The sequence below is a fragment of the Mucilaginibacter aquatilis genome (genome assembly GCF_009755275.1).
GTDB classification, from domain to species: domain Bacteria; phylum Bacteroidota; class Bacteroidia; order Sphingobacteriales; family Sphingobacteriaceae; genus Mucilaginibacter; species Mucilaginibacter aquatilis.
In genome coordinates, this window is record NZ_WQLA01000005.1 from 135960 (window position 1) to 160923 (window position 24964).

Sequence of the window (24964 nt, forward strand, 5' to 3'; positions counted from 1 at the left end):
TTCTTATTGTTCCTATCGTCTTAATGGTATTAAATTTGAACGGTGTTGATAAACCCAATCAACAATAAAGAATTAAAACATAAAAAGAAATATGAGAAAAGTTGGTTTAACCCTATTGACCGCATTTGTTGGCGGTGCAATGGCGCTCGGTACCTACAAGGTATTCGAAAAAGACCCTCAGGAAGGATTAACTTTTGAGGAACGCCAGAAAGTATATTTTGCAAACAACCGTCCTACATCAAACGTGGTATCGTCTGCAGGTGATGTTGATTTTACCCAGGCTGCAGCCGCAGTAACGCCGGCAGTGGTTTACATACGTACCACTTACTCGCCTCAACAAGGCCGCAGTGGTGGCGGTAATGATCCGTTTGAGGACATGTTTGGCGATTTTTTTGGTCAGCGTGTACAACCGCAACGCGCTCAACCACAACGTGCATCAGGTTCGGGTGTAATTATCAGTACTGATGGTTACATTGTTACCAATAACCACGTGGTAGCTAATGCAAGTAAAGTTGAGGTAACTACTAACGACCACCGCACTTTACAAGCAAAGGTAATTGGTACCGACCCTAACACCGATTTGGCACTTATTAAAGTAACCGGCACAAACCTGCCTATTGTTAAATTAGGTAACTCAGATGATGTACGTGTTGGCGAATGGGTTTTAGCTGTAGGTAACCCGTTTAACTTAAACTCTACCGTTACTGCCGGTATTGTAAGTGCCAAAGGCCGTAACATAGGCATACTTGGCCGCGAAGAAGAGGAGCAAAATCCGTTTGGACGCAGCCGTTACCAGCAACAGCCTCAACAGCCACGTTTAAATAAGGCAATTGAGTCATTTATCCAAACTGATGCGGCCATTAACCCGGGTAACAGTGGCGGTGCATTGGTAAACACCAAAGGCGAGCTTATTGGTATAAACTCGGCCATTGCATCACACACCGGCTCATACGAAGGTTACGGCTTTGCGGTACCTGTTAACTTAGCTAAAAAGGTGCTGAACGACCTTGAAAAATATGGCTCGGTTAAACGTGGCTATATTGGTGTAAGCTTTACCGAGCTAAACCCTGATGTTGCTACCGAACTTAAAACCAAAACTACAAACGGTTTATACGTAAATGAGCTGGTTGATGGCGGCGCAGCAGAAGCAGCAGGCCTTCAAAAAGGTGATATTATTACTAAAGTTGAAGGTAACACTGTTTACGAATCATCAGACTTACAGGAACGTGTTGGCCGTTTACAACCTGGTGATAAAATACGCATAACCGTATTGCGTGCAGGTGCCGAAAAGAACTTTACCATTACATTAAAAGGCGAGCCTACTGCTAGCACCAATAAAACGGCCATGAGCAAATCGGCCGAGGAGCTTTACAACAAATTAGGTGCAAGCTTCCAGCCACTAACATCGGCTCAAAAATCTAAGTTCCGTTTAAATTCGGGCGTTGTGGTAACACAGGTACGTCGCGGTGGTTTCTTTGAAAACTATGATATTCCTGTTGGTTCAATCATCACCGGTATAAACGGTATGGCTATTAACAGTGTTCAGGATATTGACAAAGCCATCACTAACCTTAAAAACGGACAAATGGTTATTGAAGGTTACTCTTCAGATGGATCACGTTTCCGTAACAGCTTTGATGTTAGATAATTAAGCAACATCAAAATTATAAGCCCGGCATTTTGCCGGGCTTTTTTTATTTATTTTTAAAACACTAATCAAAAATTCATGTTTAAGCATTTTGGTTATTGAATTTAAGGCTTCACTTATTATAACCATAGCTAATCCACATTATTAACATAAATTTAAAGGGCGGGCGTAATGCTTGCCCTTTTTTAATAACATTGCACAAAATTGTTAAGCGTTCAAATTGTGACGGGTCAAACCAAAAAGTGGATTTCATGGGCAATTAAGGCCATACTGGTGGCACTTACCTTTGTATTTATTTACAGAAGGTTGAGTAACAGCGAAGGACTCAAGCACTTTACCGACATTATAACCCAGGTTAACCGCTCGGCAGCTATAATTGTTGTTGGTGTTATAGCAGCGCTTATGTTGTTAAACTACCTGCTGGAAGCCATGAAGTGGAGATATTTAACTCATAAATGGGCACCAATATCCTTATGGCAGTCTATCGAATCAATTTTCTGCGGACTATCACTAGCCATATTTACACCTAACAGGTGGGGTGAATTTGGCGGACGTGTGATGTTTTTACCCCCTCGCAGGCGTGTGCACGGCGTATTTGCAATGGCTGTGGGCACTTTTGGACAATTAGTGGTAACGTGCGTAGCCGGCTCGGCGGCTTTACTTTGGTTTGTATATTACTTTTTACACATAAATCAATGGGTATACATTGCTATGCTCACTACGGGTATTGGCTTCATTGTACTAATGCTGATTTTTTACTTCAACGTGCGTTGGGTGGTGTTCTTACTTAACAGCATTCCATTCCTGAAAAAGTACCACCGCTTTTTTGATGTGATGAAACGCTACCGTTTTAATGAGCTTATGCACGTTATGGGTTATTGCGTGGCTAGGTTTGCAACCTATTCGTTTCAGTATTATCTCATCATGCACTTGTTACTGCCCGAGATTCCGATGTTCAAAATATTATTGCTTACGTTTGTATTCTTCTTTATCCAGTCGGTTTTACCAACTATTGATATTGTTGACATTGGCGTCCGCAGCGCAACTGCTGATAAATTATTTGAATACGTAACCCAGCAGCATATTGCTGTAATGGCAGCTGTAGCTTTAATTTGGTTTACCAACCTCATTGTGCCGGCTATATTAGGCTCTGTTTTTGTTTTTAAATTGAAGTTTTTTGATAACAACTTATAACATCATCATTTTACTGCTTACAGGTTTATACCTTGTAGTGCTTGTTTACTTAATGAAAGGCTGGGCTGCTTTACGTCAGCCAAAAAAACTAATACCGGCAAACCAATTAAGCACCAAAGTAAGTTTGCTTATTGCCGCCCGTAACGAAGAAGACAACATCAGGGCTACCATTGAAGATGTTTTAGCTCAGGATTACCCTAAACACCTGCTCGAAATAATTATTATTGATGATCACTCTACAGACAGCACTGCAGATATTATAAGGAGCTATGCACCACAGGGGATTAAGCTTTTACAGCTTAACGAAACCGAAAAACTTAACTCATACAAGAAAAAAGCTATAGCGACAGCCATAAGCCAGTCAACAGGAGATTTGATTGTAGCAACCGACGCTGATTGCAGTATGGGCAATAGTTGGCTTAGCAGCGTTGTATCATATTATGAAAGCTATAACTGGGTGATGATATCATCTCCGGTAACATACTTTAAAGAAAAGAGCCTTTTTGAGCGCCTGCAAACGCTTGAATTTTCTTATCTCATTGGCATTGGGGCTGCCTTTATTGGCAACGGCCGAGCATCAACCTGCAATGGTGCCAATTTTGCTTACCGTAAAGACGTATTTTATGAGGTTGGCGGCTTTAAGGGCATTGATGACCTAGCCTCGGGCGATGACGAACTTTTACTGCAAAAAGTTGCTGAACGCTACCCCGGCCGTATAGGTTTTTTAAAGCAACGCGATGCCATTGTATATACTGAAGCTAAGCCCACCCTCACCGAGTTTATGCAACAACGGCGCAGATGGGCTTCAAAGTCAACACGGTATAAAGACAAAAATGTTGTAGCCTTAGCCGTTGGTATATGGCTGTTTAACCTAAGCTTACTGGTTAATGCTGTAGGTGGCTTTTTTAACTTTTACCTTTGGCAGGTGTTTGCCTTTCAAATGCTTTTTAAGTATACGTTTGAGGCTGCTTTTCTTCTACCTATCATGTCATTTTTCAAGCGCCAAAATCTTATGCTTTTGCTAATTATGCTTTCGCCAATACACATACTTTATTTTGTGTACGTTGGGCTAATGGGCAACACAAGTAAATATCGCTGGAAAGACCGTATAGTTAAATAAAAGCCATTATATTTTATATTGCAACCTGTCCCGGTTGCGCCTTGCGCTTAAGCAAAAGTGCAGTAGCAACGGTTACTACAAATGCTACTGGCAAAGGCTCAAGATAGGTCATGAGCATTAAACCAAGCGGATTGCTGTAAATCTTTTTCCAGTCTTCCATTTCCGCTATTTTTTTATTCAACTCAACCTGGCTTAACCCACTTTCTCGCGCTTGCTTCAGTTCATGCGCTGTAAACTTCTCCATAAAGTCGGGTACAAAAACGTAGTATTCAATCATCCAAACAACTACGTAAAAGGTGCAGCCAATTAAGGTAATAAGGCCGGCAATTTTAAAAGCCCGTAAAAAGGTTATGGCGCCATTGTTAAACTTATCTCTATAGTTTTTAACGCCTACATAGGCAAACGAAAAGGCAATGAGCATACCGGTGTAGCCAAGCAGCATGCTGCTTTCAAACTTAGCGCTCCTGTAGCAAGCTATGGTAGATGCTACCATAAACGAGGCTGCAATAATCCCGGCAATTACACCAAAGGTCCAGATGATTTTTTTCATGATTATATTATTTGAATAGCCCAAAATTCAATCAAAAGCTGCTAACAGGCTTCATACTTTAGGGTGATTTTGCAATTTGCGCCATTATATCATCCTTTATAACTATAAAACCATTCATCAAATAGCGCAGGCACCAGGCAAAAGATAATATCTTCTATTTAAGAATCCCCATGCGCTTTGCCTTGTCAACCGCCTGGGTACGACGCTTAACATCCAGTTTTTCAAACAACCGTGCCGAATGTGTTTTTACCGTATTGAGCGATACGAATAATTTGCCTGCAATTTCAAGATTGCTTAGTCCCTCTGCCATTAACTCCAACACCTCAAGTTCGCGGCGGCTCATGTTAGTTTGCTGCAATGCTTCATCGTTAACTATAAAATTTTCATGGCTAACATATACCGGCTTTTCAACAATAATGGTTTTCTCTTTGGGCCGTGCCAGCTTAAGGGCAAGCCAAATACCTAAACCGGTAAATATAACCGCTATTAAACCGGCGTAAATTTCAAACGAATGCCTGATAATAATGAATTTTAACTCAAGCCATTTGAGTACAAAAAGCATTACGGCCATGGCCAGGCCGTAAACAATACTTTGCTTGTGTGTTTTAATAAAACTGCTTATCATCAGTTGGATTCAAATAGTTAATTAAAATTATAAAGTTTTAAGCTTGAACGGAAAAGAAAATAAAACCAAGCTTAAGTCGTAATTATATTTGCCAAACATGTCAACAGCGCCTGCTTCATACCGTAAAATAATCCATATTGATATGGATGCGTTTTATGCATCGGTTGAACAGCGCGATAATCCTGAATATCGTAACAAGCCTATTGCCGTTGGTGGGATGCCCGAAGGGCGGGGCGGTGTGGTGGCAACGGCAAGTTACGAGGCACGTAAGTTTGGTGTTAAGTCGGCCATGCCATCAAAAAAAGCCATACAATTATGCCCTGATGTAATCTTTGTGCGTCCACGTTTTAATGTTTACAAAGAAGTATCGAGACAGATACGTGAAATATTTTCGCGGTATACTGATTTGATTGAACCTTTGTCGTTAGATGAAGCTTACCTCGACGTAACTGAAGATAAATTGGGCATTGGATCGGCCATTGAGGTAGCAACACAAATAAAGCAGGCTATTTTTAAGGAGTTACAGCTTACAGCATCAGCCGGAGTATCGATAAATAAGTTTGTGGCCAAAATAGCATCTGACATTAATAAGCCAAATGGCTTAAAGTTTATAGGCCCATCGTCAATAGAAGCCTTTATGGAACAACTGCCGGTTGAAAAATTTTTTGGTGTGGGTAAGGTTACTGCTCAAAAAATGAAAAACATGGGCCTGCATACCGGCGCCGATTTAAAACAACTAACCGAGGAGGAAATGACCAAAAGGTTTGGAAAGCCCGGCAAGTTTTACTACCAAATTGTAAGGGGTATTGATGACCGGCCCGTACAACCCCACCGTGAAACAAAATCAATGGGTGCCGAAGATACTTTTGCTTATGACCTTACAGCATTGGATGAAATGGAAACGGAGTTAGACAAGATTGCGCAAACCGTTGCCAACCGGCTTGATAAGTATGGGCTTAAAGGCCGAACCGTAACACTTAAAGTTAAATACAGCAGCTTTAAACAAATCACCCGCAATCAATCATTCACTCAACCTGTGGGCGATGCCGGTACACTTGCGCAAACAGCCAAACAGTTACTTGCCGCAACAGATATTAACGATGTACGGATACGCTTGCTGGGTATTTCGGTATCAAACTTTGGTCCTTTGGTTACAAAAACAAGAGGCGACGAACCAACAGATCAATTAAAGTTGTTTTAAATGTGGAATGGCTCCGTTAAACTATTCAACAAAAGCAATGTTTAGCTATTCAATGCGCTTATCTATTCTTTTTTGGCTGCTCACAATTTGGTTTAGCTCAATTTACACATTTACTTTTGCCCAGGCCCGAAATAGTATAGGTATAGGCGCCGGACTAAGTCAACCCTTAGCACATGGCTACAAACCCGGGCGCGACCGCATTTTGCAAGCTAACTTTTTTGCCCGTAATAAATTCTCGGCGATGACGGTAATTGGCCTTGAAGGAATTAAGAAAAGCGGTGGGCAGGAAACTAATACGGCATTCTTAAATCTGTCGGCAAAATACTATCTAGGCTATTCAATAGCAGCTTTTGCCGGGCCATCTTTATATGTAAGGGGAAACGACAAAGGTGTAGTTGGCCCGGGTGCAAGCCTTGGCTTAGCTTACGACTGGCCGTTTGACACTTACAGCAGTGTAGAGTTGTCGTTACGTACAGATGTACTACCCAAGTACCTTGAAACTCCGGCCTTAGTTGGATTAAGAGTAGCTTATAAGTTTAGTTTTAAAAAAAGACAAGGCAAATACCGTGTGCCCGAAGACGATGATTTATTAAGATAAATTCAGTTTATATCTTTACAAATACAGCATAGATAAAAACTATAAGCCATAAATTATTAGAATGAAATGAGCTGGTATTTTGATGTATATTTGTGAACATTATAACAAAACATACATTATGATAACAGTTGGCGAAAAATTCCCTTCGTTTAATAAAAAAGCAGTAGTTAGCATTGAAAAAGGCAAAGAGTTTGAAGATATCACTTCAGAGTTCCTTGTTAACGATGATAACGTTTGGACAGTAATGTTTTGGTGGCCAAAAGACTTTACTTTTGTATGCCCTACAGAAATTGCTGAATTTAACAAAGCATACGGTGAATTCCGTGATCGTGATGCACGTTTAATTGGTGCTTCAACTGATTCAGAATTTGTTCACGCTGCATGGAGAAGAGATCACGAAGATTTACGTGACCTTAAATTCCCTATGTTGGCTGATACTTCAAAATCGTTAGCTGAAGACTTAGGCATTTTAGAACCTACCGAAAAAATTGCTTACCGCGCTACTTTTATCGTTGATCCAACCGGTGTTGTACGTTGGGTGTGTGTTAACGATTTAAACGTTGGCCGTAACGTAAAAGAAGTTTTACGCGTACTTGACGGTTTACAAACCGACGAACTTTGCCCTTGTAACTGGGAAAAAGGTCAGGAAACTTTAACTGCATAAGTTAATACATAATACAATCCCCGTGACTTAACTTTTACGGGGATTGTTGTTTTTGGTCGGGAGCAAATGTATTCCCACTTATCATTTGGACCATCGGGAGAAATCCTGCTAGAGCGGACCCTGTTTTTCATAATGAACAAGATTTCTCTCTATCGTTTGAAATGACATGTCTTATTAACGGGAATTAAAAATTAACTATTCTCTACATCACCTAAAAAAATAATACCATGAGCGAAAGCACCGAAGTAATACAAGAACTACTGCAAAGCGTTGCAGTTGATAAAGACTACCGTACCGAAAGTTTAACCCTGCTGGAGAAAGGCGAATCACGCTACCTGCGCGATTTAAAGCTGAACTTAAGCAGTACACTTACCTCTGAGCATTTAAGCACCAAAGAATGTGCTTTAATTGCTTTAAGCACTGCTATTAACAACAACAACAAGCCGCTCACCATTTACTTTACTAAGTATGCTGAAGAGCAGGGTGCTACTGCTGCTGAAACAGGAGAGGCTGCAGGCTGTGCATCATTATTGGCATCAAACAATATATTTTACCGTTTTCGTCATTTTACGCAAAAAGAAAAGTATACCCAGATACCTGCACGTATACGTATGCAGCTGATGATGAAACCCGTAACCGGTAAAGAGTTTTTTGAGTTGATGAGCTTAGCTATTTCGGCTGTTAATGGTTGTGAAATGTGTGTAAATGCTCATGAAGACTCATTAATTAAATTAGGAACTACCGAAGAGCGTATTTTTGACGCTGTACGTATATCCTCATTAGTAACGTCAGCAGGCAAAATAATTTTCTAACAAAAATGTTACGTAATAAAAAGGGGTGGTTCACACAGTGAAACCACCCCTTTTTAATTCTATCGTTAAATACGCTTGTTTTTAATTAAAAGTAAAGCTATATTTATAACCAAGATTAAACGTTCTTTTAGCAGGCTATCTGTTTCAACCAGGTTAGCAAGCTTTGAGAATAAACAAACAACAATTTAATTGTTTTTTTAAGCCGTTCTGCATGACTCCAGAACGGCTTTTATTTTTCTCTTTAGTGAGCGTCGGCAACCGGTTTTAAGTTCTTTTTAAACGGCTGCAAATACAGTAACGGTATTGAAAACAGCATTACCAGCCCGGTAAGCCAATAGGCGTCATCATAAGTAAGCAACATAGCCTGTTTAGTTATTGTACCTTCCATAGCTGCGTAAGCCATTTTGGTTGCATCTAACATACTTTTGCCATGTGCCATAAAATTATGAATCATACCCTGCAGGCGTTCGTTAAATGCAGGGTTATACTCGTTTATGTTAACCAATAGGTTGTTGCGGTGCCCTTGCTGCCTGATGTGTATAATAGTTGTTAAGGCTGCAATACCAAACGAACCTCCTAACTGACGCATCATATTATTCAAACCTGCACCCTGCCCTATCTCAGCACCTTTAAGGTCTGATATTGCCAGTGTAGTTAACGGTACAAATAATAACGCCATACCTACACCGCGGATAGCCAACGGTACAAAGAAGTCGCCCTCACCGGTTTGCAGGGTAGAGTTACTGAGCATGTGGGTAAACACAAAGAACAGGAACATACCTACAGTAGCCATAAATTGCGCCGGCACCCCTTTATTAAGCATTTTACCTACAAAAGGCATCATTACAATGGTAAATAATCCACCTGGGAATAAAAGCTCACCGGTTTGCTGCGCTGAAAATCCTAGCAAAGCCTGACAAAATATAGGGAACACAAACACCGAACCGTACAAGCCAAAGCCTAAAATAAACGAGGTAAACATACCTATGGCAAAGCTACGGTGCCGCATGATGCCAAAGTTTACTATAGGGTGATCGGTTGTGAGCTCGCGCCATATGAATAGTAACACACCTACTACTGATGTTGCAGTTAATGCGGTGATGTATGGTGTTGCAAACCAATCTTCTGATTCACCTTTCTCCAAAATGGTTTGCAAACTACCCACTGCAACGGCAAGTAATAAAATACCCCACCAGTCAATAGGCTTATCGCGCCCGGTGCGTGGCGTTTTGCGTACATACATTATGGTAAATATGGCTGCAAGAATACCTACCGGAATATTTACATAAAATATCCACGGCCATGAGTAATGATCGGTTATATAACCGCCAATAGTTGGGCCCACCGTTGGACCTACTACCGCGCCTAAACCAAATAATGCAGTTGCTGTACCCACCTGCTCGCGCGGCCAAGTTTCAAGCAATATAGCTTGCGAGGTTGATATTAAGCCCCCACCAGCCATACCCTGCAAAATTCGGAAGATAACCAGCTCAGCCAAACTGGTTGCATTACCACATAAGAATGAGGCAATGGTAAAAATCACAATAGAGGCTAAAAAGTAATTTTTCCGCCCAAAAAAACTACCCAGCCAACCCGACATAGGCAGAATAATTACGTTAGCTACGGCATAGCCCGTGGTAATCCAGGCTACGTCCTCTAACGTGGCACCAAGATTACCTTGTATGGTTGGCAAGGATACGTTTACAATAGTGGTATCAATCAGCTCCAGTAAAGAAGCTGTAATTACCGTAATGGTAATGATCCACTTTTTAAATCCTACTTCGGCCATTTTAATTAGTCTTTTATAGAAACCGATACGTTTACGCTCATACCAGCGCGCAGCTTGTCTAAAGTTTCTTTGTTAGCATTAATTTTTATTTTTACCGGTACACGCTGAACTACTTTTACAAAGTTACCGGTAGCGTTATCTGGCGGCAGAAGTGAAAAGCGTGCGCCTGTAGCAGGAGAAAAATTATACACCGAACCTTCCAACTCTAAATCAGGGAACGCGTCAACCTCAACTTTAACTTTTTGGCCGTTACGCAAGTGCTCTAACTGGGTTTCTTTAAAATTGGCGGTAATGTACAAGCTATTGTCATTAACTACCGAAAACAAGGTTTGACCTGCTTGTACCAACTGACCAATTTGTACACTCTTTTTAGAGGTAATACCACTGGCAGGAGCATTAATAGTAGTATAGCTTAATTGTAGCTTAGCAAAATCAACATCAGCCTGGCGGGCATCAACGCCTGTGTTAGTAACCTTTAATTGTTTGCGGGTTGTGTTAACCTGCTCTTGTGCTGCTTTATACTGGTCTTGCGCCGCTTTATAGTTAGCGCGGGCAACGTCCAGGTCAGACTTTGCCTGATCAAATTGCTGCTGGGTAATTGAACCATCTTTTACCAGGTTAGCATAGCGGGCATAATCTTTCTGAGTTTTCTCCAGCTTTGAAGCTGCCGAGGTTACCTCAGCTTTAGCGCTGGCCGAGTTAGCCTGTGTAGTAAAAATTTGTGACTGGCCAACACCAACGTTAGCGCCCGCACCTTGCTGGGAAGCCTGTGCCTGCTCTAATTTAACTTTGTAATCGCGGTCGTCAATTTTAACCAGTTCCTGGCCTTTGTTTACGTGTTGGTTATCTTCAAAAAATATGCTGTCAACATATCCGCCAACACGTGCCACAACCGGGCTTATATCAGCATCAATCTGAGCATCATCTGTATCCTCGTGCTTGCTGGCATAAATGTATTCCTTTACGCCAAATATTGCGCCACCAATCAGAACGATGGCTAATATAATAGGAATAACCTTATTAGGTTTCTTTTTCTCTTCCTGTTGTATTTCTTGTTCTTGTGCCATTTTGTTATTGCGTTGTAGAGTATTTTATTTAGTAAGTTTTCCGGTTGCTTTTAAAAGGTTGTAGTAGGCTAATCCGGCATCGGCCTTGGCCAGTTCCAGATTAATTTGCGCCTGGTAGAGTAGGGTCTCGGCATCAGCACGATCGGTAGCTGATGCTGTACTGTTTGCATATTTTGAAGTCAATATGCGGTTGTTTTCATTTGCCTGCGCTATTGATGTTTCAAGCAGCTTTATTTTATCTACTGCCTTCATATAGTTTTGATAGCTTTGGTTAACCTCATTCTTAATATTATCGGTTATAATACCTTTATTAATCACAGTTTCCTCGCGTTGTATGCGGGCTTCATTAACCTTGTTTTTGTTGGTCCATAAAGAGCCGAAGTTCCATGATAGTGCTAAACCTGCAGTAAGCGGAGTAATATACTTACCACTGTTAGGCAGCGGATTGGCCGATGCATTAACATAATATAAACCTGCAGTTGCAGCAAGGGTTGGCAGCTTTTCGGCCTGAATGTTTTTGATGTTTACATCAGCATATTTGGTACGCAAGTCCTGCTGCTTCAATTCCTCACGAATAGAGAGGGCGCTGTCGCGGTAGCTTTGCAATGGAGCAACCGTGCGTTGTGCAACCGGAATTTGCGACACGTTTAATTGTGTTTCATCAGGCAGACCTAATAATATATTAAGGTTGTAGTTGATTACCTTACGGTTGTTTTCCAAATCAATACCGTTCAGTTCAATGTTTGAGCGCTGTAATTGAAAACGCAATACATCATTTTTAGTAACCAGGCCTTGTTCAAAAAAACGTTGCGCCTGGTGTATTTGCTGATCTATTGACTTAAGGCTTTGTTCAACCACGCTTTTGCTTTGTACAACACGGTACAAATCGTAGTAAGCATTTACAATGTTGTAAGCAATTTGCTCGCGGTCTTTTTCTACATCAAGTTTGGCCACATTAACCAGCAAATCGGTTGATTCTTTGGCGTAGCGAAAACGTCCGCCGCCATAGATAACCTCTTCAACTGATACAATGCCCAGGTTAGCATTTGCGCTTTTAGGGAGGCTTAATGATTCCTGACCAAGATTCAGCGTGTTTGCAGGTATTTGCGCCCTGCTGTACATAAAGCTTGCCGATGCAGTTGGCAGTGCTTTGTCTTTAGCCTGGTTGTACTGTGATACGGCCTGATCTATTTTTGATTGCGACAGTTTTAAGGTTTTGCTGTTTTCGAGGCCCAGCTTAATGGCCTCCTCCAGCGTCAACGTCCTTTCCTGGGCGTATGCTGTACTGCCAAACAGCATGCCCGTTGCAGCGGCTAAAATACCCAAACGTACCAATTTGGGCACCCGCTTAAAGGCGTAAGTGATAGTGGTTGTATTATTTAGCGTTGTCATGTTCTGTAAGTAAATATGCTTTTAACAGTTTTTTGAGGTAGTCGGTAACTCTTGGCTTTAACTTATCAACCATGTTTTGAGGGTCTTGCGTATCATAACCAAGCATTAATGATGATATGTGTGATGCGTTAACAATTTGCGCTTTAACGCCAAAAACCGTGGCAACTACCATTTCGGTATCAATGTCATTTTTAAACTCTCCGCGTTCAATGCCCTCATGTAAAATTTTCCTAAATTCAATTACATTTTGCATAATCATATCGGTAATCTTATCAGCAAGTTCACCCGTGCGACGTACGGCCAACTCCTGATGCACTACCTTTTGAAAACAGTTATTGCTAAATACACGGTTAATGTAAGCTTCAACGTATTCGCTCACCTTTTGCCATGAGCTCATGTTTTCATTGTTGCCTATACCTTGAATAAGGCTGTGAAAGGTTGATGTGCGGCGTTCAAACAACGATAGCAACAACCCCTCTTTTGAACCGAAGTAGTAATTAAGCATGGCCATATTAACACCGGCTTCGCCCGAAATTAAACGGGTTGAAGCGCCATCGAAACCATGTTCTGAAAACACCCTTTCGGCTACATCCAGTATATGATCTCTTTTATCAGTCTTTTCTTTTTCCATTACTTTTTTGATGGCACAAAGTTAATCAAACGATTGATTAATATATTCCATTTTTGTAATGCTTTTGTAAAATGGTTATTAAGGCTTTAATTGGTTATGCTGAAAGACTTAGGATTTTAAAATGTAAATAGAAAATTTTCTAATTTGTTTTTAATAAGTTGCAAGAGGATTGTAATGCCTTTTATTGTGAAAACTTGTTTATGGATAGACGCCCATTATTTGGCAATTAGCATTATAAAGTGATATTTGTACATTAAGTACCGGTATATTACAGTTGCATCCTTTTATGAAAATTTTAACAAGCCTTTTTACTGCTCTAATTGCTACAACTGCTGTATTTGCACAAACTGCGCCACCCGCCGATTTAAGTACCATAAAACAACAGTTTAAGAAGCTAAACATACTAGGGAGTGTGCTTTATATAGCAGCCCACCCCGACGATGAGAACACGCGCTTGTTAGCTTACCTGGCTCAAGAGAAAGGCTACCGCACCGGCTACCTTGCCTTAACACGTGGAGACGGCGGTCAAAACCTGATTGGCAATGAGCAAGCTGAGCTATTAGGTTTAATACGTACGCAGGAGTTACTGGCTGCCCGCCGGGTGGATGGCGCAGAGCAGTTTTTTAGCCGCGCAAATGATTTTGGCTTTAGCAAAGGGCCGGATGAAACATTAAAAATTTGGGACCGCGACAAAATACTGGGTGATATGGTATGGGTTATACGCCAGTTTAAGCCCGATGTAATGATATGCCGCTTTCCAACCACTGGCGAGGGCGGACACGGGCACCATACCTCATCAGCCATATTAGCGCAGGAAGCTTTCAGTGCAGCTGCCGATGCAAAGCGCTTTCCCGAACAACTTAAGTATGTACACCCGTGGCAGGCCAAACGCCTGATGTGGAATACCTTTAATTTTGGAAGCACTAATACTACCGCGCCCGATCAGTTTAAGATTGATGTCGGCGTGTACAACCCGGTTTTAGGCAAAGGCTACGGCGAAATTGCTGCCGAAAGTCGTTCAAACCATAAATCGCAGGGGTTTGGCTCGGCCCGTCAACGCGGACAATCATACGAGTACTTTAAAAACCTTTTGGGCGATGCTCCTAAAGAAGGGTTGCTTGATGGAACCAACACCACCTGGAAAAGAATCAAAAGCGGCGAGGACATTGAAAAAAACTTAGCAGCTATTACAAAGGACTTTAATGCCGATGCCTCTGAAAAATCAGTGCCTGAATTAATAAAGCTCAGAACAAAGATTGAAAAAGTGGATGATGACTACTGGCGCACGCTTAAACTAACTGAACTTGACAATTTAATAGCATCGTGTGCCGGGCTATGGTTTGAAAGTTACGCCGCCGAAGCAGCATATGCCCTTGGAGACAGCATTGCTATCCGGTCGCAAGTGCTTAGCCGTTATGGCAACGCCATAAAACTGCAAAGCCTAAGCATTCAGAATGACTCTCAAACGTTTACAAGCAATGCACAGGTTATACAAGCCAATGAGCTAAAAATATATAATCAAAAGGCTATTGCTAACAAAATTACGCAGCCTTACTGGCTTGATGCTCCACACGGCATTGGCACTTATACATTACCCAACAACGAGGTTGCCGGTAATCCCGAAAACCCTGATGTTTTAAGCGTTTCGTACACTTTTGAAATTGCTGGTAAATCAATTCTATACAATCGTAAGTTGGTTTATAAATATGTAGATCCGGTACGTGGCGAGCTATACCAACCCATTGAAATAGCTCCGCCCGTTACCGCAACAATAAGCAACAAAGTATACGTTTACAGCACAAAACAACCGCAAACGCTACAGGTAAAGCTAAAAAGCTTTATCAATGGCAATGGCAGCATCAGTATTAAACCTGTAGCCGGCTGGCAAATAAGCCCAACCAAAATCTTTTTTAATAATAAAAAGAAGGGCGATGAATGGACCGCCAATTTCATTATTACCCCGCAAACAAACGCATATAACGGCACCGCCGAAGCAGTTGTGAACGTAAACGGCAAAAACTACGGCTACGGTTTACAACGCATACAATATGAGCACATTCCTAACATAAGCTTGTTTCCACCAGCTCAAGCTAAATTGGTAAATATCAATCTTAAAACGGCGGGTAAAAGAATTGGCTACATTAACGGGGCCGGCGACTTTGTTGCTCAGAGCCTTACACAGGTTGGTTATGATGTTCACATACTTACCGAAAACGAAATTATGAATAGCGACCTTTCAGTTTACGATGCTATAATAACCGGCGTTCGTGCCTATAACGTTGATGAGCGCCTGGCTTTTGAGCAACCTAAACTAATGGAATATGTAAAAAACGGAGGCAATTTGGTAGTGCAGTATAATAACCCGGCAGGGTTGGCAACGCAACAGCTGGGCCCCTACCCTTTTCGTCCGGTTAATGAGCGTGTAACTGATGAGTTTGCTAAAATCACCGTTACCAATCCTCAAAGCGCTTTGCTTAATTATCCTAACACAATAACTCAAGCTGATTTTGATGGCTGGGTACAGGAGCGTGGCCTTTACTTTGTAAGCGCTGTTGCACCGGAGTATCAAACAGTGTTTGAAATGAATGACCCGGGCGAAGCGCCTAAAAGCGGATCATTAATAACTGCAAATTACGGTAAGGGACGTTATGTATATACATCGCTGGCATTTTTCAGGCAACTACCTGCAGGTGTACCTGGAGCCTATCGCTTATTTGTTAACCTGCTAAGTCAGCCTAAAAAGTAAGACGAACAATACTAACTTTCATAGGTAAAACCATGTTGTGTACATTATGCCACAGCGTGCTTTCATCAGTTCTATGGCTCTAACTTTTGTTGAATTAATTTATATTACTTGTGTTAATTAACCGTTAAAGTATCTTTACAACCGTAATGAATATACTAACGCTTCCCAAACAACCCAATACCATTATCTCATTTTGGAATGTTGGAGCGCTGTTGTATTATTCAACCATCCTGTTTTTTCTAGAGACGCTTTTTTACTGGAACAGATTTAAAGCAGCATATGCCGACGAAGCTATTTTCGTTAGTATATTTTGGTTAGGTAGCGTAATATTCGCTTTCAGCCATGTATTTATGGTGGTGATGGATGGCTGGTCGCGTTTTCAAAACTACAAGCGTATAAAAGATTACCTTTTTGTGCATGGCTTTACACCTAAAATTGCCCGCTTGTATAAAGGCTCAAAGTGCCAGCGCACTGCATTTTTAGTAGCCGCCCGTGAACTGGGTATGGAAGATGAAGTACTGAGATATTACCGCCGGTTAGGCATAAAGTGGTATCATTTCGTACCTCACTTTATGATTAAAGACCCTTTCTTTTTATTTAAAAAATATTTTTGGTCGCGTACTTTTATGGAAAAGCATTACGAGCCAAAATTTAATTACCGGGAATTATCTGCCGGGTTACCTGCGTAAATGCTCGAAGCTATTCATTTAAGTAAATCTTATTCATCAGGCAAAGCTCTTGATGATGTATCTATACAAATGCTGCCGGGCCAAATATGCGGTTTACTGGGGCGCAACGGGGCAGGTAAAACTACGCTCTTTCGTATACTATGCGGCCTTATCAAACCCGATTCGGGTAAAATGGTCATGGCATCACAACGCAACAAGCCGGTTGGCGGCATTATCGAACGTCCGGGTTTATACCCATATCTTAACGCTTACGACAATATTAAACTCTTTGCCGGTATACAAGGCGCACCGGCAAACAAAGAGGCTATACATCAAAGCCTGCTTAAAGTTGGCCTGCCTGTTGATCGTAAAGATCCGGTTCGCAACTTTTCATTAGGAATGAAGCAGCGCCTGGGCATAGCTATTGCGCTGCTTAACAACCCCGAATACCTGGTGCTTGATGAACCTTTTTCAGGCTTAGACCCTATTGGTGTTACTGCACTAATCAACCTGATAACTGATTTAGCCGTAAAGGAAAATATTTCTATCCTGCTTTCATCACACCTAATGGGCGAACTTACCAGGTGCTGCAACTACTTGTATGTAATGGATAAGGGACGGCTGGTAAACAAAGGCACCACTGCACAGCTTATTGGCCATCATATTCATAATTTTAACATTACGGCTCAAAACATTACTTCATCAATAGTACTGCAAAAATACAGCCCCACCATTGGTGTAAACGGTGCAAGCATTGTATGTAATGCCGATGAAATACCGGCTTTGCTTAACCAGCTGCTGGCCGAGGGCATATTGGTAACTTCATGTACACCCGAGCTGTCATTAGAACAACTGGTTAACACTCCGCTGCTATGATGAAAGAGTTGTTATACGCCGAGTTTGTGAAAATAGTAAAGCAAAGTAAAACCTACTATGCATTAGTTGCTATTGCCGTTATTGAACTGCTTATATTTATTACCGCCTACTACCAGGGGAGCACCATATTAGATTTATTGTTGAACACCCTGCGGCAAAACTTTTACTTTGAAGGTTCATTGCTTAACGGCAATCTGATTTTGTATATCGTACTTAATTCATTGTGGTTTAACGTGCCGCTCATACTTATGATTGTAACCTCCGGCTTACTGACTGATGAGCACAAAGATGGCACCCTGCAAACCGTAATGCTGCAAGCGGTAAACAAATGGAAGTTTATACTGGCAAAATATATTACCGCTGCCATATTTACCTTAATGGTAATTGGGTTTATGATGCTAAGCAGCTTTGCACTTGCGTATGCGGTTTTTGGCAGCGGTGACTTAGTAGTGTACATTGGCACACTTAACTTTTTTGAAGCAAAGGAAGCGTTTAATCGCATATGCTGGGCATTTGCATCGGGCAGTATTGCCATGATATTTTACAGCACGGCCAGCATTACCATTGCTATTTTTATAAAAGAAGCTGCCAAAACCTGGATTGCATCGGCACTGTTTTTAATAATTACCAACCTGTTACTAAAAGCTGATTTTTTACCCGCCGGGCTTAACAGTTTCTTCTTCCCTAAGCTAATTGATACCTGGCAGCAGCTGTTTAACTATAAAATTGACTGGCAACAAATTGGCTTAAATAACTTTATGCTGCTGTTTTACTGCTTTGGCTTTGCCGCACTAGGAATTTTTGCTTTTCAAAAAAAGGATATTGGATGATGAAGAGGTTGTTTTTATTAGCTTTTACATTACTAACCACCTCATTGGTATATGCCCAAAAGGTTGATGCCGATTTGTTACGCATTAAGCAACGTATGGATTCGGTTGTTAAGTTTACCGCTACGGTAACCCTTAATTTAGATGTTCCGTTTATACAAATGCCTACAAAAAAAGCCCTGGTAAGTTACACCAAAGGAAAGCGCATGCAGTTTACATCTAAAGATTTTGTGATGCTACCCAAACGGGGGTTGGATTTCTCTTTATCAGAAATTTTCAAGTATCCGTTTATCACGGTTGACCGTGGTACCGAAAAACGCAATGGTAGAGCTCTAAAAACACTAAACGTTATTCCTACTGATGCAAAGTCTGATTTGGTATTGGTTACCCTGTACATGGATACGAAAGCAGCACGCATTATGGAGTCGGATATTAACACCCGCAAAGATGGATCGTACTCGCTGCTAATGCAATATAATGCAGCCAAAAATATATTGCCTGACTATGTAGAAGCTGCCTTCGCTATTGAAAAGCTCAAGATACCGTTTAACTTTATGGGCAAGGATACCAAAATTGACCGCAAGAAAATGCGCGGCATGGATACTAAAACCGGTAAAATAAAAATGAAGATGAGCGATTATAAAATTACGCTCCGCTAACTTGCCTTACGTTTACAATTTCGAGCTCACTTCCAACTCGATGTGTTAATTGGTTTAACTTAAGCCGGCTTTTGGATAGCTGCCTTTGTAAAAATAGTATTAGAAACTATCTTTTACCCTTGCAGCACTTATATTTAGCATAACTATTAACTGCTAAATATCATCCATAAGAATGAAAAAAATTTTTACACTCTTACTCATCTCGGCTGCAACGGGGGCTTATGCTCAAAAGCTCGAAAAACTCACCATCGAAAAAATAATGAGCGATTCCAAATGGATGGGCACCTCGCCCGATGCCATTAGATGGAGCGACGACAGCAAGAAGATATACTTTAACTGGAATCCTGAGGCTGCTGATCATACGAGCCTGTACGCCATTAACACCCGAAATACAAAACCTCAAAAGGTCGACCTGGCAGAACGCAAAGCCCTTACCAACGGCGGCACATGGAATAAAAACCATACCCGGAAACTATTTGAACAAGGCGGCGACATTTTTTTAAGCGATTTGAAGACGGGCAAAGTTATTTCGCTTGCAGTAACTACCGATAGGGAAAGCAACCCAACTTTTAGCGCTGATGAAAGCAAAGTGCTTTTTATGCGGGGTGATAATCTTTTTTCGCTTAACCTGAATAATGGTGAGTTACGCCAGTTAACCAACTTTACCCGCACTACGGCAGGTGCAACACCGGTAGCTGCAGCCGGCTTTGGTCAAAGAGGTGGCGGTGGCCGCCAGGGAGGTGGAGCAACCTCAGGTTTTAATGCACGCCAGGGCGGAGTAGCTGGCGGTAACCAACAGGAAGCATGGCTTCGCAACCAGCAAACCGAACTTTTTGAAGTAATACGCGAAAAAGCCAAAGATGAAAAGTATAATGCAGCAGAACGAAAAGCTTTACAGGGAAAGGCATTAAAGACCATACCAATTGGTGAGCAGTCACTAAGTTTTGTGCAACAAAGCCCTGATGGCCGTTACATTACTTACCGACTAATTAAGGCGGCCGATGGTGCCAAATCGACCATTGTACCCAGCTATGTAACAGCATCGGGCTATACCGAAGATATTCCTAACCGTACCAAGGTAGGTGCACCTATGTCAACATCGCAATCTTATGTGTTTGATACGCAGCGCGACACCGTATATGCAATATCAACCAAAGAAATTCCAGGAATAAAAGACCTGCCTGACTATGTGAAGGATTACCCTAAACAACTGGAAGACCGCACCAAACGCAATGAAGACCGCAATGTAGTTATACAAGGCCCGAACTGGAGCCCTAATGGCCAATATGCCGTTGCTATTATTACCGCGCAGGACAATAAAGACCGCTGGGTAATGAAACTTGACCCAGCCACAGGCAAACTTTCTCCGCTTGATCGTCAGCGTGATGAAGCCTGGATTGGCGGCCCCGGAATAAGCGGTGGCGGTTTTGTAAGCGGCAACACAGGATGGCTTAACAATACGCAATTTTATTTTCAGAGCGAGGCCAGCGGCTACTCACACATTTACGTGGTTGATGTTGCTACGGGTGCAAAAAAACAGTTAACAAGCGGTAAGTGGGAAGTATCAGACCTGCATTTATCTAATGATAAAAAGTGGTTTTATTTTACAGGCAATGTGGAGCACCCTGGTATAAGCCATTACTACCGGGTACCTGTTAATGGTGGCAGTCCGGTTAAGCTTACTACTATGAAGGGCGGCAATGAGGTAGAACTATCACCCGATGAAAAGTGGCTGGCTATCCGTTACTCCTATTCAAATAAACCCTGGGAGCTTTACTTACAACCTAATAAACCAGGTGCTAAAGCAATACAAATTACACACTCAACCAGTACTGAATTTAAATCATACCCATGGCGCGACCCTGAAATGGTCACATTTAAAAATCGTTACGGTAAAGATGTATACGCTCGCGTGTATGCACCTAAAACACCGCATCAGTCAAAGCCTGCCGTGGTATTTGTGCATGGCGCCGGCTACTTGCAAAACATCCATTACTGGTGGAGCCAGTACTATCATGAATATATGTTTCATAACCTGCTTGCCGATAATGGCTACACGGTTATTGATATAGACTACACCGGCAGCGCCGGCTACGGGCGCGATTGGCGTACAGGCATTTACCGCCACATGGGTGGCAAAGACCTTGACGATCAGGTTGACGGTGTAAAGTTCCTGGTTGAAAAGTATGGCGTTAATCCTAAGAATGTAGGCTTATACGGTGGATCGTACGGTGGTTTTATTACGCTGATGGCCATGTTTACCCAACCCGATGTATTTGCTGCCGGGGCCGGTTTGCGATCAGTTACCGATTGGGCACATTACAACCATGGCTATACCGCTAACATTTTAAACGAACCATATAATGACGAAAAAGCCTACCGTGCAAGTTCGCCCATTTACTTTGCCAATGGCTTAAAAGGCCGTTTATTAATGGCACATGGCATGGTTGACGTTAACGTAAACTACCAGGACATTATACGTTTAACACAAAAATTAATTGAACTTCATAAAGAGAACTGGGAACTGGCCTCATACCCGGTAGAAGACCACGGGTTTGTACAGCCCAGCAGTTGGACTGATGAATATAAACGTATCTATAAATTATTTGAAGAGACCTTAAAAAAATAACGAAATAACCCCGCCTACCAAGCGGGGTTATTTTTTGCTCATTAGTTTTAACTTTGTTTAATGCAACTCCCCCCCGAAATTCAGGAGCGACTAGCGCAGCTACAACAAAAGTATGAGGCCATGGGACAGGATATGAACTCCTACCTCGATGGCTTGCTATATGCCGATTTTTTAACGTATTGGGATTATATTAACCTTGATACGCTGCTCAGCCTGCAAAAGCCAAAAACGCCTTTTCCGGATGAGGAAATATTTATCATTTACCATCAGATAACCGAATTGTATTTTAAACTGGCGTTAAATGAGTGTGAGCAAATTGCAGAACATAAAAATCTTACTGTTGAGTTTTTTACTACCCGTCTAAAACGCATTAACCGTTATTTTGAGGCACTAACCAATTCTTTTGAGATTATGGTAGATGGCATGGAAAAGGAGCAGTTTCTTAAATTCCGGATGTCATTGTTACCTGCCAGCGGTTTTCAATCTGGGCAGTACCGGATGATTGAAATTTATGCCACTGATTTTATAAACCTTGTGGCAAAAGACAAACGTGAGGAGTTGCTGGGCGCATCTATAGAAAAGCAATTTAACCACATATACTGGAAGTTTGGCGCAACTGAACTCTCAACCGGAAAGCAAACGCTTACGCTTAAACAGTTTGAGAAAAAGTATGCTAAAAGATTTATAGAGCTGGGTGAGGAGCGGATCAACACCAACTTTTATGCCCTTTACCGCAAAATGCTCGAACAGGGCAATGCCACCCCTGCTCTACAGGCCGAACTACGCCAGCTTGATGTGAACGTGAATGTTAACTGGCCGTTGTCGCATTATAAATCGGCCGTGCGTTACCTGCACCGCGAACCCGAGGAGATCAGCGCTACCGGAGGTACCAACTGGCAAAAGTATCTGCCTCCCCGTTTTCAAAAAAGGATATTTTACCCAATGGTATGGTCGGCCGAGCAAATTGAAGACTGGGGTAAGGCCTGGGTGTATAAGGTATTGAACGAGGAATAGTATTAACAAGAAAGGCGGCCCCATCGCGGGGCCGCCTTTCGTTATTACACAATTTATATTTCTCTGAAACTACTACTTGTTGTAGATTTTAGAAGCATCGCGGTAACCGCTTGCTGTGTTGCTGTACCAATCGGTATAGTTTGCACCGCCCGAAGAAGCCCAGTCGCCAAAGCGAGGGTAAGCCTCATTGATTGGTTGTAACTCAAACGGATGGCTGAACGAACCGCCGAAGCTTATAGCCCATGGCCAGTTTTCACCTGATACATAATACTTATTGCTTGTAGGAACTGAGGTATCATCATCAGTACCAAACAGCGCTTTGTTAGCTTTGTCGGTTGGGGCAAAACCTGGTAAGTGAATTTCGTAACCACGACGCATATCACTAATCAGGAACGGATTGAAGGCCGACACCTGTAAGGTTGACGAAGGAACGGGAGAAGCAAAGGTTACTTTTACCGTAGCTGTGCTGCTGGTTACTTTGTCTTTTGCCGCTAACACGTTGATGAAAAATGCACCGTCAGGGTTTTTAATTAAAGCCTCGTGATTGTCAAACGGAATAATTACCGCTTTAGACTGGCCGGCTTCAACACCGTTGCTTGCCATGGTAAGGTAATTGCTTATAGCTTTTTGACCTGTTACCGAAGTAACTGCTGAAGCAGCAACCGGCAATTGCACACCAAAACCATTTTTAAATGATGCACCTGATGCAGCTACGCTGTAATCACCCTGCATATCAACCACTTGGTTACTGGCGTTGCTGGTGAAAGTATAACGGTAGCTAACTACTAAGTCGTTCAAATCGTAATCACCTTTTTTAGGCCAGTTGTCTTCAAAGGCAATATTTGCATAACCATTTTGTGATGGATAGTAGCTGATGTAAGCGCGTGTTGCATCGTTAGGGAATGCATCCTGAGTGTCTTGCACACCGTCGCCATCGCTATCGCCGCCTTTGTCAACAGCTGGTACGCCATCAGTTGAAATAGAACTAGCTACGCTGGTAGTTGTATAAAACACAAGGTCGTTAAAGTCTTCATCAGAAACATAACCATTTACGTTGCTGCTTGACGATTGACGGTTACAGTCTTCGAAACCGGTAATAAACACCTTGTTTATGTCATCATATAAAGTAACAGTGTGTTTTCTTAATGAGGCATTGCTTTCAGGGTTGTAAGATGCATCGGTAGAAAATTTCTGACCGCCAGTGCTTACTGAGCTACCATTCCAGGCATCCTGCATTAACACGAATGCGATAGAGGTACCTGCGGCAAAATTACCCAGCTTTACTTTGTCGCCAGCTTTTAAGCCACCGCCTGAGCCATAAGCCGAAGCGTTAGGGAAAACGTAAGTAACCTTATCAATACCACCCAATAAAGTGCCTGCCGAAGTAAATACCGGCGGATTACCAGTTGGGTAAGTATAGTAAGCTAATGCGCTTTGGTAACCGGCACCTTCTGCAACAAACGTTACAAATACATCGGTTGCTTTAGTTACGTTAATAGTTGATACGGCAGTGCTGGCTAGGTATTCAGGGTGCAGGTTTTGCACTTTGCTACCTTCTGGCAATGATGCATTGATGAATGAAAGCATTGAAGCACTGATCACATCAGGTGTGCCATCCAGGTAAACTGGACGACCTAAGTTTCTGGGATAAGTGGTTGTGTTTACAAAAGCTGTAGAAGAAGAATATGAACCCGGATAAACGTAATCGGTTGCTAATAAACCGGTGTTGTTTTTAGATGAGGCTGTTCCTGTAGCAGTTGAGTTAATGGCATCAGCAATAACATCTCCACCAAAACCATCTTTACCACCTAATACAGCATTAACTGCGTTACTTGATGATATGGCTACCTGAGCATTACGCATCACACCTAAATAAGCAGGGTCAATAACCAGTTTAGTGGTTGATGACGGCACAGTAACAATGCCTTGCAGTACACCTGCACTGTTGGTAACGCCTTTAAATACGGTTACACCTGCAGTATTGTTAACACTCACCACAATACCGGCCAAAGGCTGATCATTGTTGGTTTTAAGTGCAACATTCAGGCTCACATTTTTAGTGGTGCTAAAATTGAAGCCGTCAGGCGCAATTTTGTTAGCCGGAGTTACCGGCCCATCATCGGTTTGGTTGTTGTCTTTTTTACAGGCTGATAGAGCTACTACACCTGCTAAAAGCGCATAAGTAAAAATTGATTTCATTGTATTTATTTGATATTAGTTAATAAATGCTTAGTTGTTTAAAGCCGATAATTGT

Annotated in this window: 21 protein-coding genes; 14 read left to right on the forward strand and 7 right to left on the reverse strand. The window is 42.0% G+C overall.

Features of this window, described 5'->3' with window-relative positions:
- Positions 1-91 precede the first annotated feature (91 nt).
- The 3 genes from GO816_RS13295 to GO816_RS13305 all read left to right on the forward strand — a co-directional run bounded on the left by GO816_RS13295 (position 92) and on the right by GO816_RS13305 (position 3962).
- Positions 92-1648: a Do family serine endopeptidase gene (locus tag GO816_RS13295; protein WP_157542426.1), complete on the forward strand. Its 1557-nt coding sequence runs from the start codon at positions 92-94 to the stop codon at positions 1646-1648.
- Between the two features lie 222 nt (positions 1649-1870).
- A complete protein-coding gene (locus tag GO816_RS13300) occupies positions 1871-2842 on the forward strand; it encodes a lysylphosphatidylglycerol synthase domain-containing protein (protein ID WP_317163635.1) in 972 nt (323 codons plus the stop codon).
- Positions 2826-3962, forward strand: a complete 1137-nt coding sequence (locus tag GO816_RS13305) for a glycosyltransferase family 2 protein (RefSeq protein ID WP_232336572.1) — start codon at positions 2826-2828, stop codon at positions 3960-3962. Before GO816_RS13300 ends, GO816_RS13305 begins: the two co-directional genes overlap by 17 nt.
- A gap of 13 nt (positions 3963-3975) precedes the next feature.
- On the opposite strand, the gene GO816_RS13310 is transcribed toward GO816_RS13305, so the two are convergent.
- Positions 3976-4512: a DUF4199 domain-containing protein gene (locus tag GO816_RS13310; RefSeq protein ID WP_157542428.1), complete on the reverse strand. Its 537-nt coding sequence runs from the start codon at positions 4510-4512 to the stop codon at positions 3976-3978.
- 154 nt (positions 4513-4666) lie between these two features.
- On the reverse strand, positions 4667-5137 hold the full coding sequence (locus GO816_RS13315; RefSeq protein WP_157542429.1) for a helix-turn-helix transcriptional regulator: 471 nt from the start codon (positions 5135-5137) through the stop codon (positions 4667-4669).
- Positions 5138-5234: 97 nt separating this feature from the next.
- On the opposite strand from GO816_RS13315, the gene dinB reads away from it, so the two are divergent.
- The 4 genes from dinB to GO816_RS13335 all read left to right on the forward strand — a co-directional run bounded on the left by dinB (position 5235) and on the right by GO816_RS13335 (position 8412).
- Positions 5235-6338, forward strand: a complete 1104-nt coding sequence (gene dinB / locus GO816_RS13320) for a DNA polymerase IV (RefSeq protein WP_157542430.1) — start codon at positions 5235-5237, stop codon at positions 6336-6338.
- A gap of 37 nt (positions 6339-6375) precedes the next feature.
- Positions 6376-6936, forward strand: coding sequence for a hypothetical protein (locus GO816_RS13325; RefSeq protein ID WP_157542431.1), 561 nt, complete (start codon positions 6376-6378; stop codon positions 6934-6936).
- Between the two features lie 118 nt (positions 6937-7054).
- Complete coding sequence (locus GO816_RS13330; protein ID WP_157542432.1) at positions 7055-7600, forward strand: peroxiredoxin; 546 nt, start codon at positions 7055-7057, stop codon at positions 7598-7600.
- Positions 7601-7827: 227 nt separating this feature from the next.
- Positions 7828-8412, forward strand: a complete 585-nt coding sequence (locus tag GO816_RS13335) for a carboxymuconolactone decarboxylase family protein (RefSeq protein ID WP_157542433.1) — start codon at positions 7828-7830, stop codon at positions 8410-8412.
- 241 nt (positions 8413-8653) lie between these two features.
- Here the strand turns inward: GO816_RS13335 and GO816_RS13340 are convergent, their stop codons facing one another.
- The 4 genes from GO816_RS13340 to GO816_RS13355 are packed head-to-tail and all read right to left on the reverse strand — an operon-like array spanning position 8654 to position 13291.
- Entirely contained in the window at positions 8654-10201 is a 1548-nt protein-coding gene (locus tag GO816_RS13340) for a DHA2 family efflux MFS transporter permease subunit (protein ID WP_157542434.1), read from the reverse strand.
- Between the two features lie 5 nt (positions 10202-10206).
- A complete protein-coding gene (locus GO816_RS13345) occupies positions 10207-11268 on the reverse strand; it encodes an HlyD family secretion protein (protein WP_157542435.1) in 1062 nt (353 codons plus the stop codon).
- 24 nt (positions 11269-11292) lie between these two features.
- Positions 11293-12660, reverse strand: a complete 1368-nt coding sequence (locus tag GO816_RS13350) for a TolC family protein (RefSeq protein ID WP_157542436.1) — start codon at positions 12658-12660, stop codon at positions 11293-11295.
- Complete coding sequence (locus GO816_RS13355; RefSeq protein WP_157542437.1) at positions 12644-13291, reverse strand: TetR/AcrR family transcriptional regulator; 648 nt, start codon at positions 13289-13291, stop codon at positions 12644-12646. The genes GO816_RS13350 and GO816_RS13355 overlap by 17 nt, the downstream gene beginning before the upstream one ends.
- Before the next feature lie 286 nt (positions 13292-13577).
- Between GO816_RS13355 and GO816_RS13360 the strand changes: the two genes are divergently transcribed.
- The 7 genes from GO816_RS13360 to GO816_RS13390 all read left to right on the forward strand — a co-directional run bounded on the left by GO816_RS13360 (position 13578) and on the right by GO816_RS13390 (position 22710).
- On the forward strand, positions 13578-16037 hold the full coding sequence (locus GO816_RS13360; RefSeq protein WP_157542438.1) for a PIG-L family deacetylase: 2460 nt from the start codon (positions 13578-13580) through the stop codon (positions 16035-16037).
- A 146-nt stretch (positions 16038-16183) separates the two neighbouring features.
- Positions 16184-16726 carry a hypothetical protein gene (locus GO816_RS13365; RefSeq protein WP_157542439.1) on the forward strand — a complete coding sequence of 181 codons (543 nt, stop codon included), beginning with the start codon at positions 16184-16186 and terminating at the stop codon, positions 16724-16726.
- Positions 16727-17581, forward strand: a complete 855-nt coding sequence (locus GO816_RS13370; RefSeq protein ID WP_157542440.1) for an ABC transporter ATP-binding protein — start codon at positions 16727-16729, stop codon at positions 17579-17581.
- Positions 17578-18411: an ABC transporter permease gene (locus GO816_RS13375; protein ID WP_157542441.1), complete on the forward strand. Its 834-nt coding sequence runs from the start codon at positions 17578-17580 to the stop codon at positions 18409-18411. Before GO816_RS13370 ends, GO816_RS13375 begins: the two co-directional genes overlap by 4 nt.
- Complete coding sequence (locus GO816_RS13380; RefSeq protein WP_157542442.1) at positions 18408-19067, forward strand: hypothetical protein; 660 nt, start codon at positions 18408-18410, stop codon at positions 19065-19067. The genes GO816_RS13375 and GO816_RS13380 overlap by 4 nt, the downstream gene beginning before the upstream one ends.
- 172 nt (positions 19068-19239) lie before the next feature.
- Positions 19240-21696, forward strand: a complete 2457-nt coding sequence (locus GO816_RS13385) for a S9 family peptidase (protein WP_157542443.1) — start codon at positions 19240-19242, stop codon at positions 21694-21696.
- Between the two features lie 60 nt (positions 21697-21756).
- Positions 21757-22710, forward strand: a complete 954-nt coding sequence (locus GO816_RS13390; protein WP_157542444.1) for a tryptophan 2,3-dioxygenase family protein — start codon at positions 21757-21759, stop codon at positions 22708-22710.
- A gap of 72 nt (positions 22711-22782) precedes the next feature.
- Here the strand turns inward: GO816_RS13390 and GO816_RS13395 are convergent, their stop codons facing one another.
- Entirely contained in the window at positions 22783-24909 is a 2127-nt protein-coding gene (locus GO816_RS13395; RefSeq protein WP_157542445.1) for an LruC domain-containing protein, read from the reverse strand.
- Positions 24910-24964 lie beyond the last annotated feature (55 nt).

Excerpts from the sequence above, each read along its gene's own strand:
- GO816_RS13295 (WP_157542426.1), top strand. The coding sequence starts at position 92 with ATGAGAAAAGTTGGTTTAACCCTATTGACCGCATTTGTTGGCGGTGCA.
- GO816_RS13310 (WP_157542428.1), bottom strand. The coding sequence starts at position 4,512 with ATGAAAAAAATCATCTGGACCTTTGGTGTAATTGCCGGGATTATTGCA.
- GO816_RS13315 (WP_157542429.1), bottom strand. The coding sequence starts at position 5,137 with ATGATAAGCAGTTTTATTAAAACACACAAGCAAAGTATTGTTTACGGC.
- dinB (WP_157542430.1), top strand. The coding sequence starts at position 5,235 with ATGTCAACAGCGCCTGCTTCATACCGTAAAATAATCCATATTGATATG.
- GO816_RS13325 (WP_157542431.1), top strand. The coding sequence starts at position 6,376 with ATGTTTAGCTATTCAATGCGCTTATCTATTCTTTTTTGGCTGCTCACA.
- GO816_RS13330 (WP_157542432.1), top strand. The coding sequence starts at position 7,055 with ATGATAACAGTTGGCGAAAAATTCCCTTCGTTTAATAAAAAAGCAGTA.
- GO816_RS13335 (WP_157542433.1), top strand. The coding sequence starts at position 7,828 with ATGAGCGAAAGCACCGAAGTAATACAAGAACTACTGCAAAGCGTTGCA.
- GO816_RS13340 (WP_157542434.1), bottom strand. The coding sequence starts at position 10,201 with ATGGCCGAAGTAGGATTTAAAAAGTGGATCATTACCATTACGGTAATT.
- GO816_RS13345 (WP_157542435.1), bottom strand. The coding sequence starts at position 11,268 with ATGGCACAAGAACAAGAAATACAACAGGAAGAGAAAAAGAAACCTAAT.
- GO816_RS13350 (WP_157542436.1), bottom strand. The coding sequence starts at position 12,660 with ATGACAACGCTAAATAATACAACCACTATCACTTACGCCTTTAAGCGG.
- GO816_RS13355 (WP_157542437.1), bottom strand. The coding sequence starts at position 13,291 with ATGGAAAAAGAAAAGACTGATAAAAGAGATCATATACTGGATGTAGCC.
- GO816_RS13360 (WP_157542438.1), top strand. The coding sequence starts at position 13,578 with ATGAAAATTTTAACAAGCCTTTTTACTGCTCTAATTGCTACAACTGCT.
- GO816_RS13365 (WP_157542439.1), top strand. The coding sequence starts at position 16,184 with ATGAATATACTAACGCTTCCCAAACAACCCAATACCATTATCTCATTT.
- GO816_RS13370 (WP_157542440.1), top strand. The coding sequence starts at position 16,727 with ATGCTCGAAGCTATTCATTTAAGTAAATCTTATTCATCAGGCAAAGCT.
- GO816_RS13375 (WP_157542441.1), top strand. The coding sequence starts at position 17,578 with ATGATGAAAGAGTTGTTATACGCCGAGTTTGTGAAAATAGTAAAGCAA.
- GO816_RS13380 (WP_157542442.1), top strand. The coding sequence starts at position 18,408 with ATGATGAAGAGGTTGTTTTTATTAGCTTTTACATTACTAACCACCTCA.
- GO816_RS13385 (WP_157542443.1), top strand. The coding sequence starts at position 19,240 with ATGAAAAAAATTTTTACACTCTTACTCATCTCGGCTGCAACGGGGGCT.
- GO816_RS13390 (WP_157542444.1), top strand. The coding sequence starts at position 21,757 with ATGCAACTCCCCCCCGAAATTCAGGAGCGACTAGCGCAGCTACAACAA.
- GO816_RS13395 (WP_157542445.1), bottom strand. The coding sequence starts at position 24,909 with ATGAAATCAATTTTTACTTATGCGCTTTTAGCAGGTGTAGTAGCTCTA.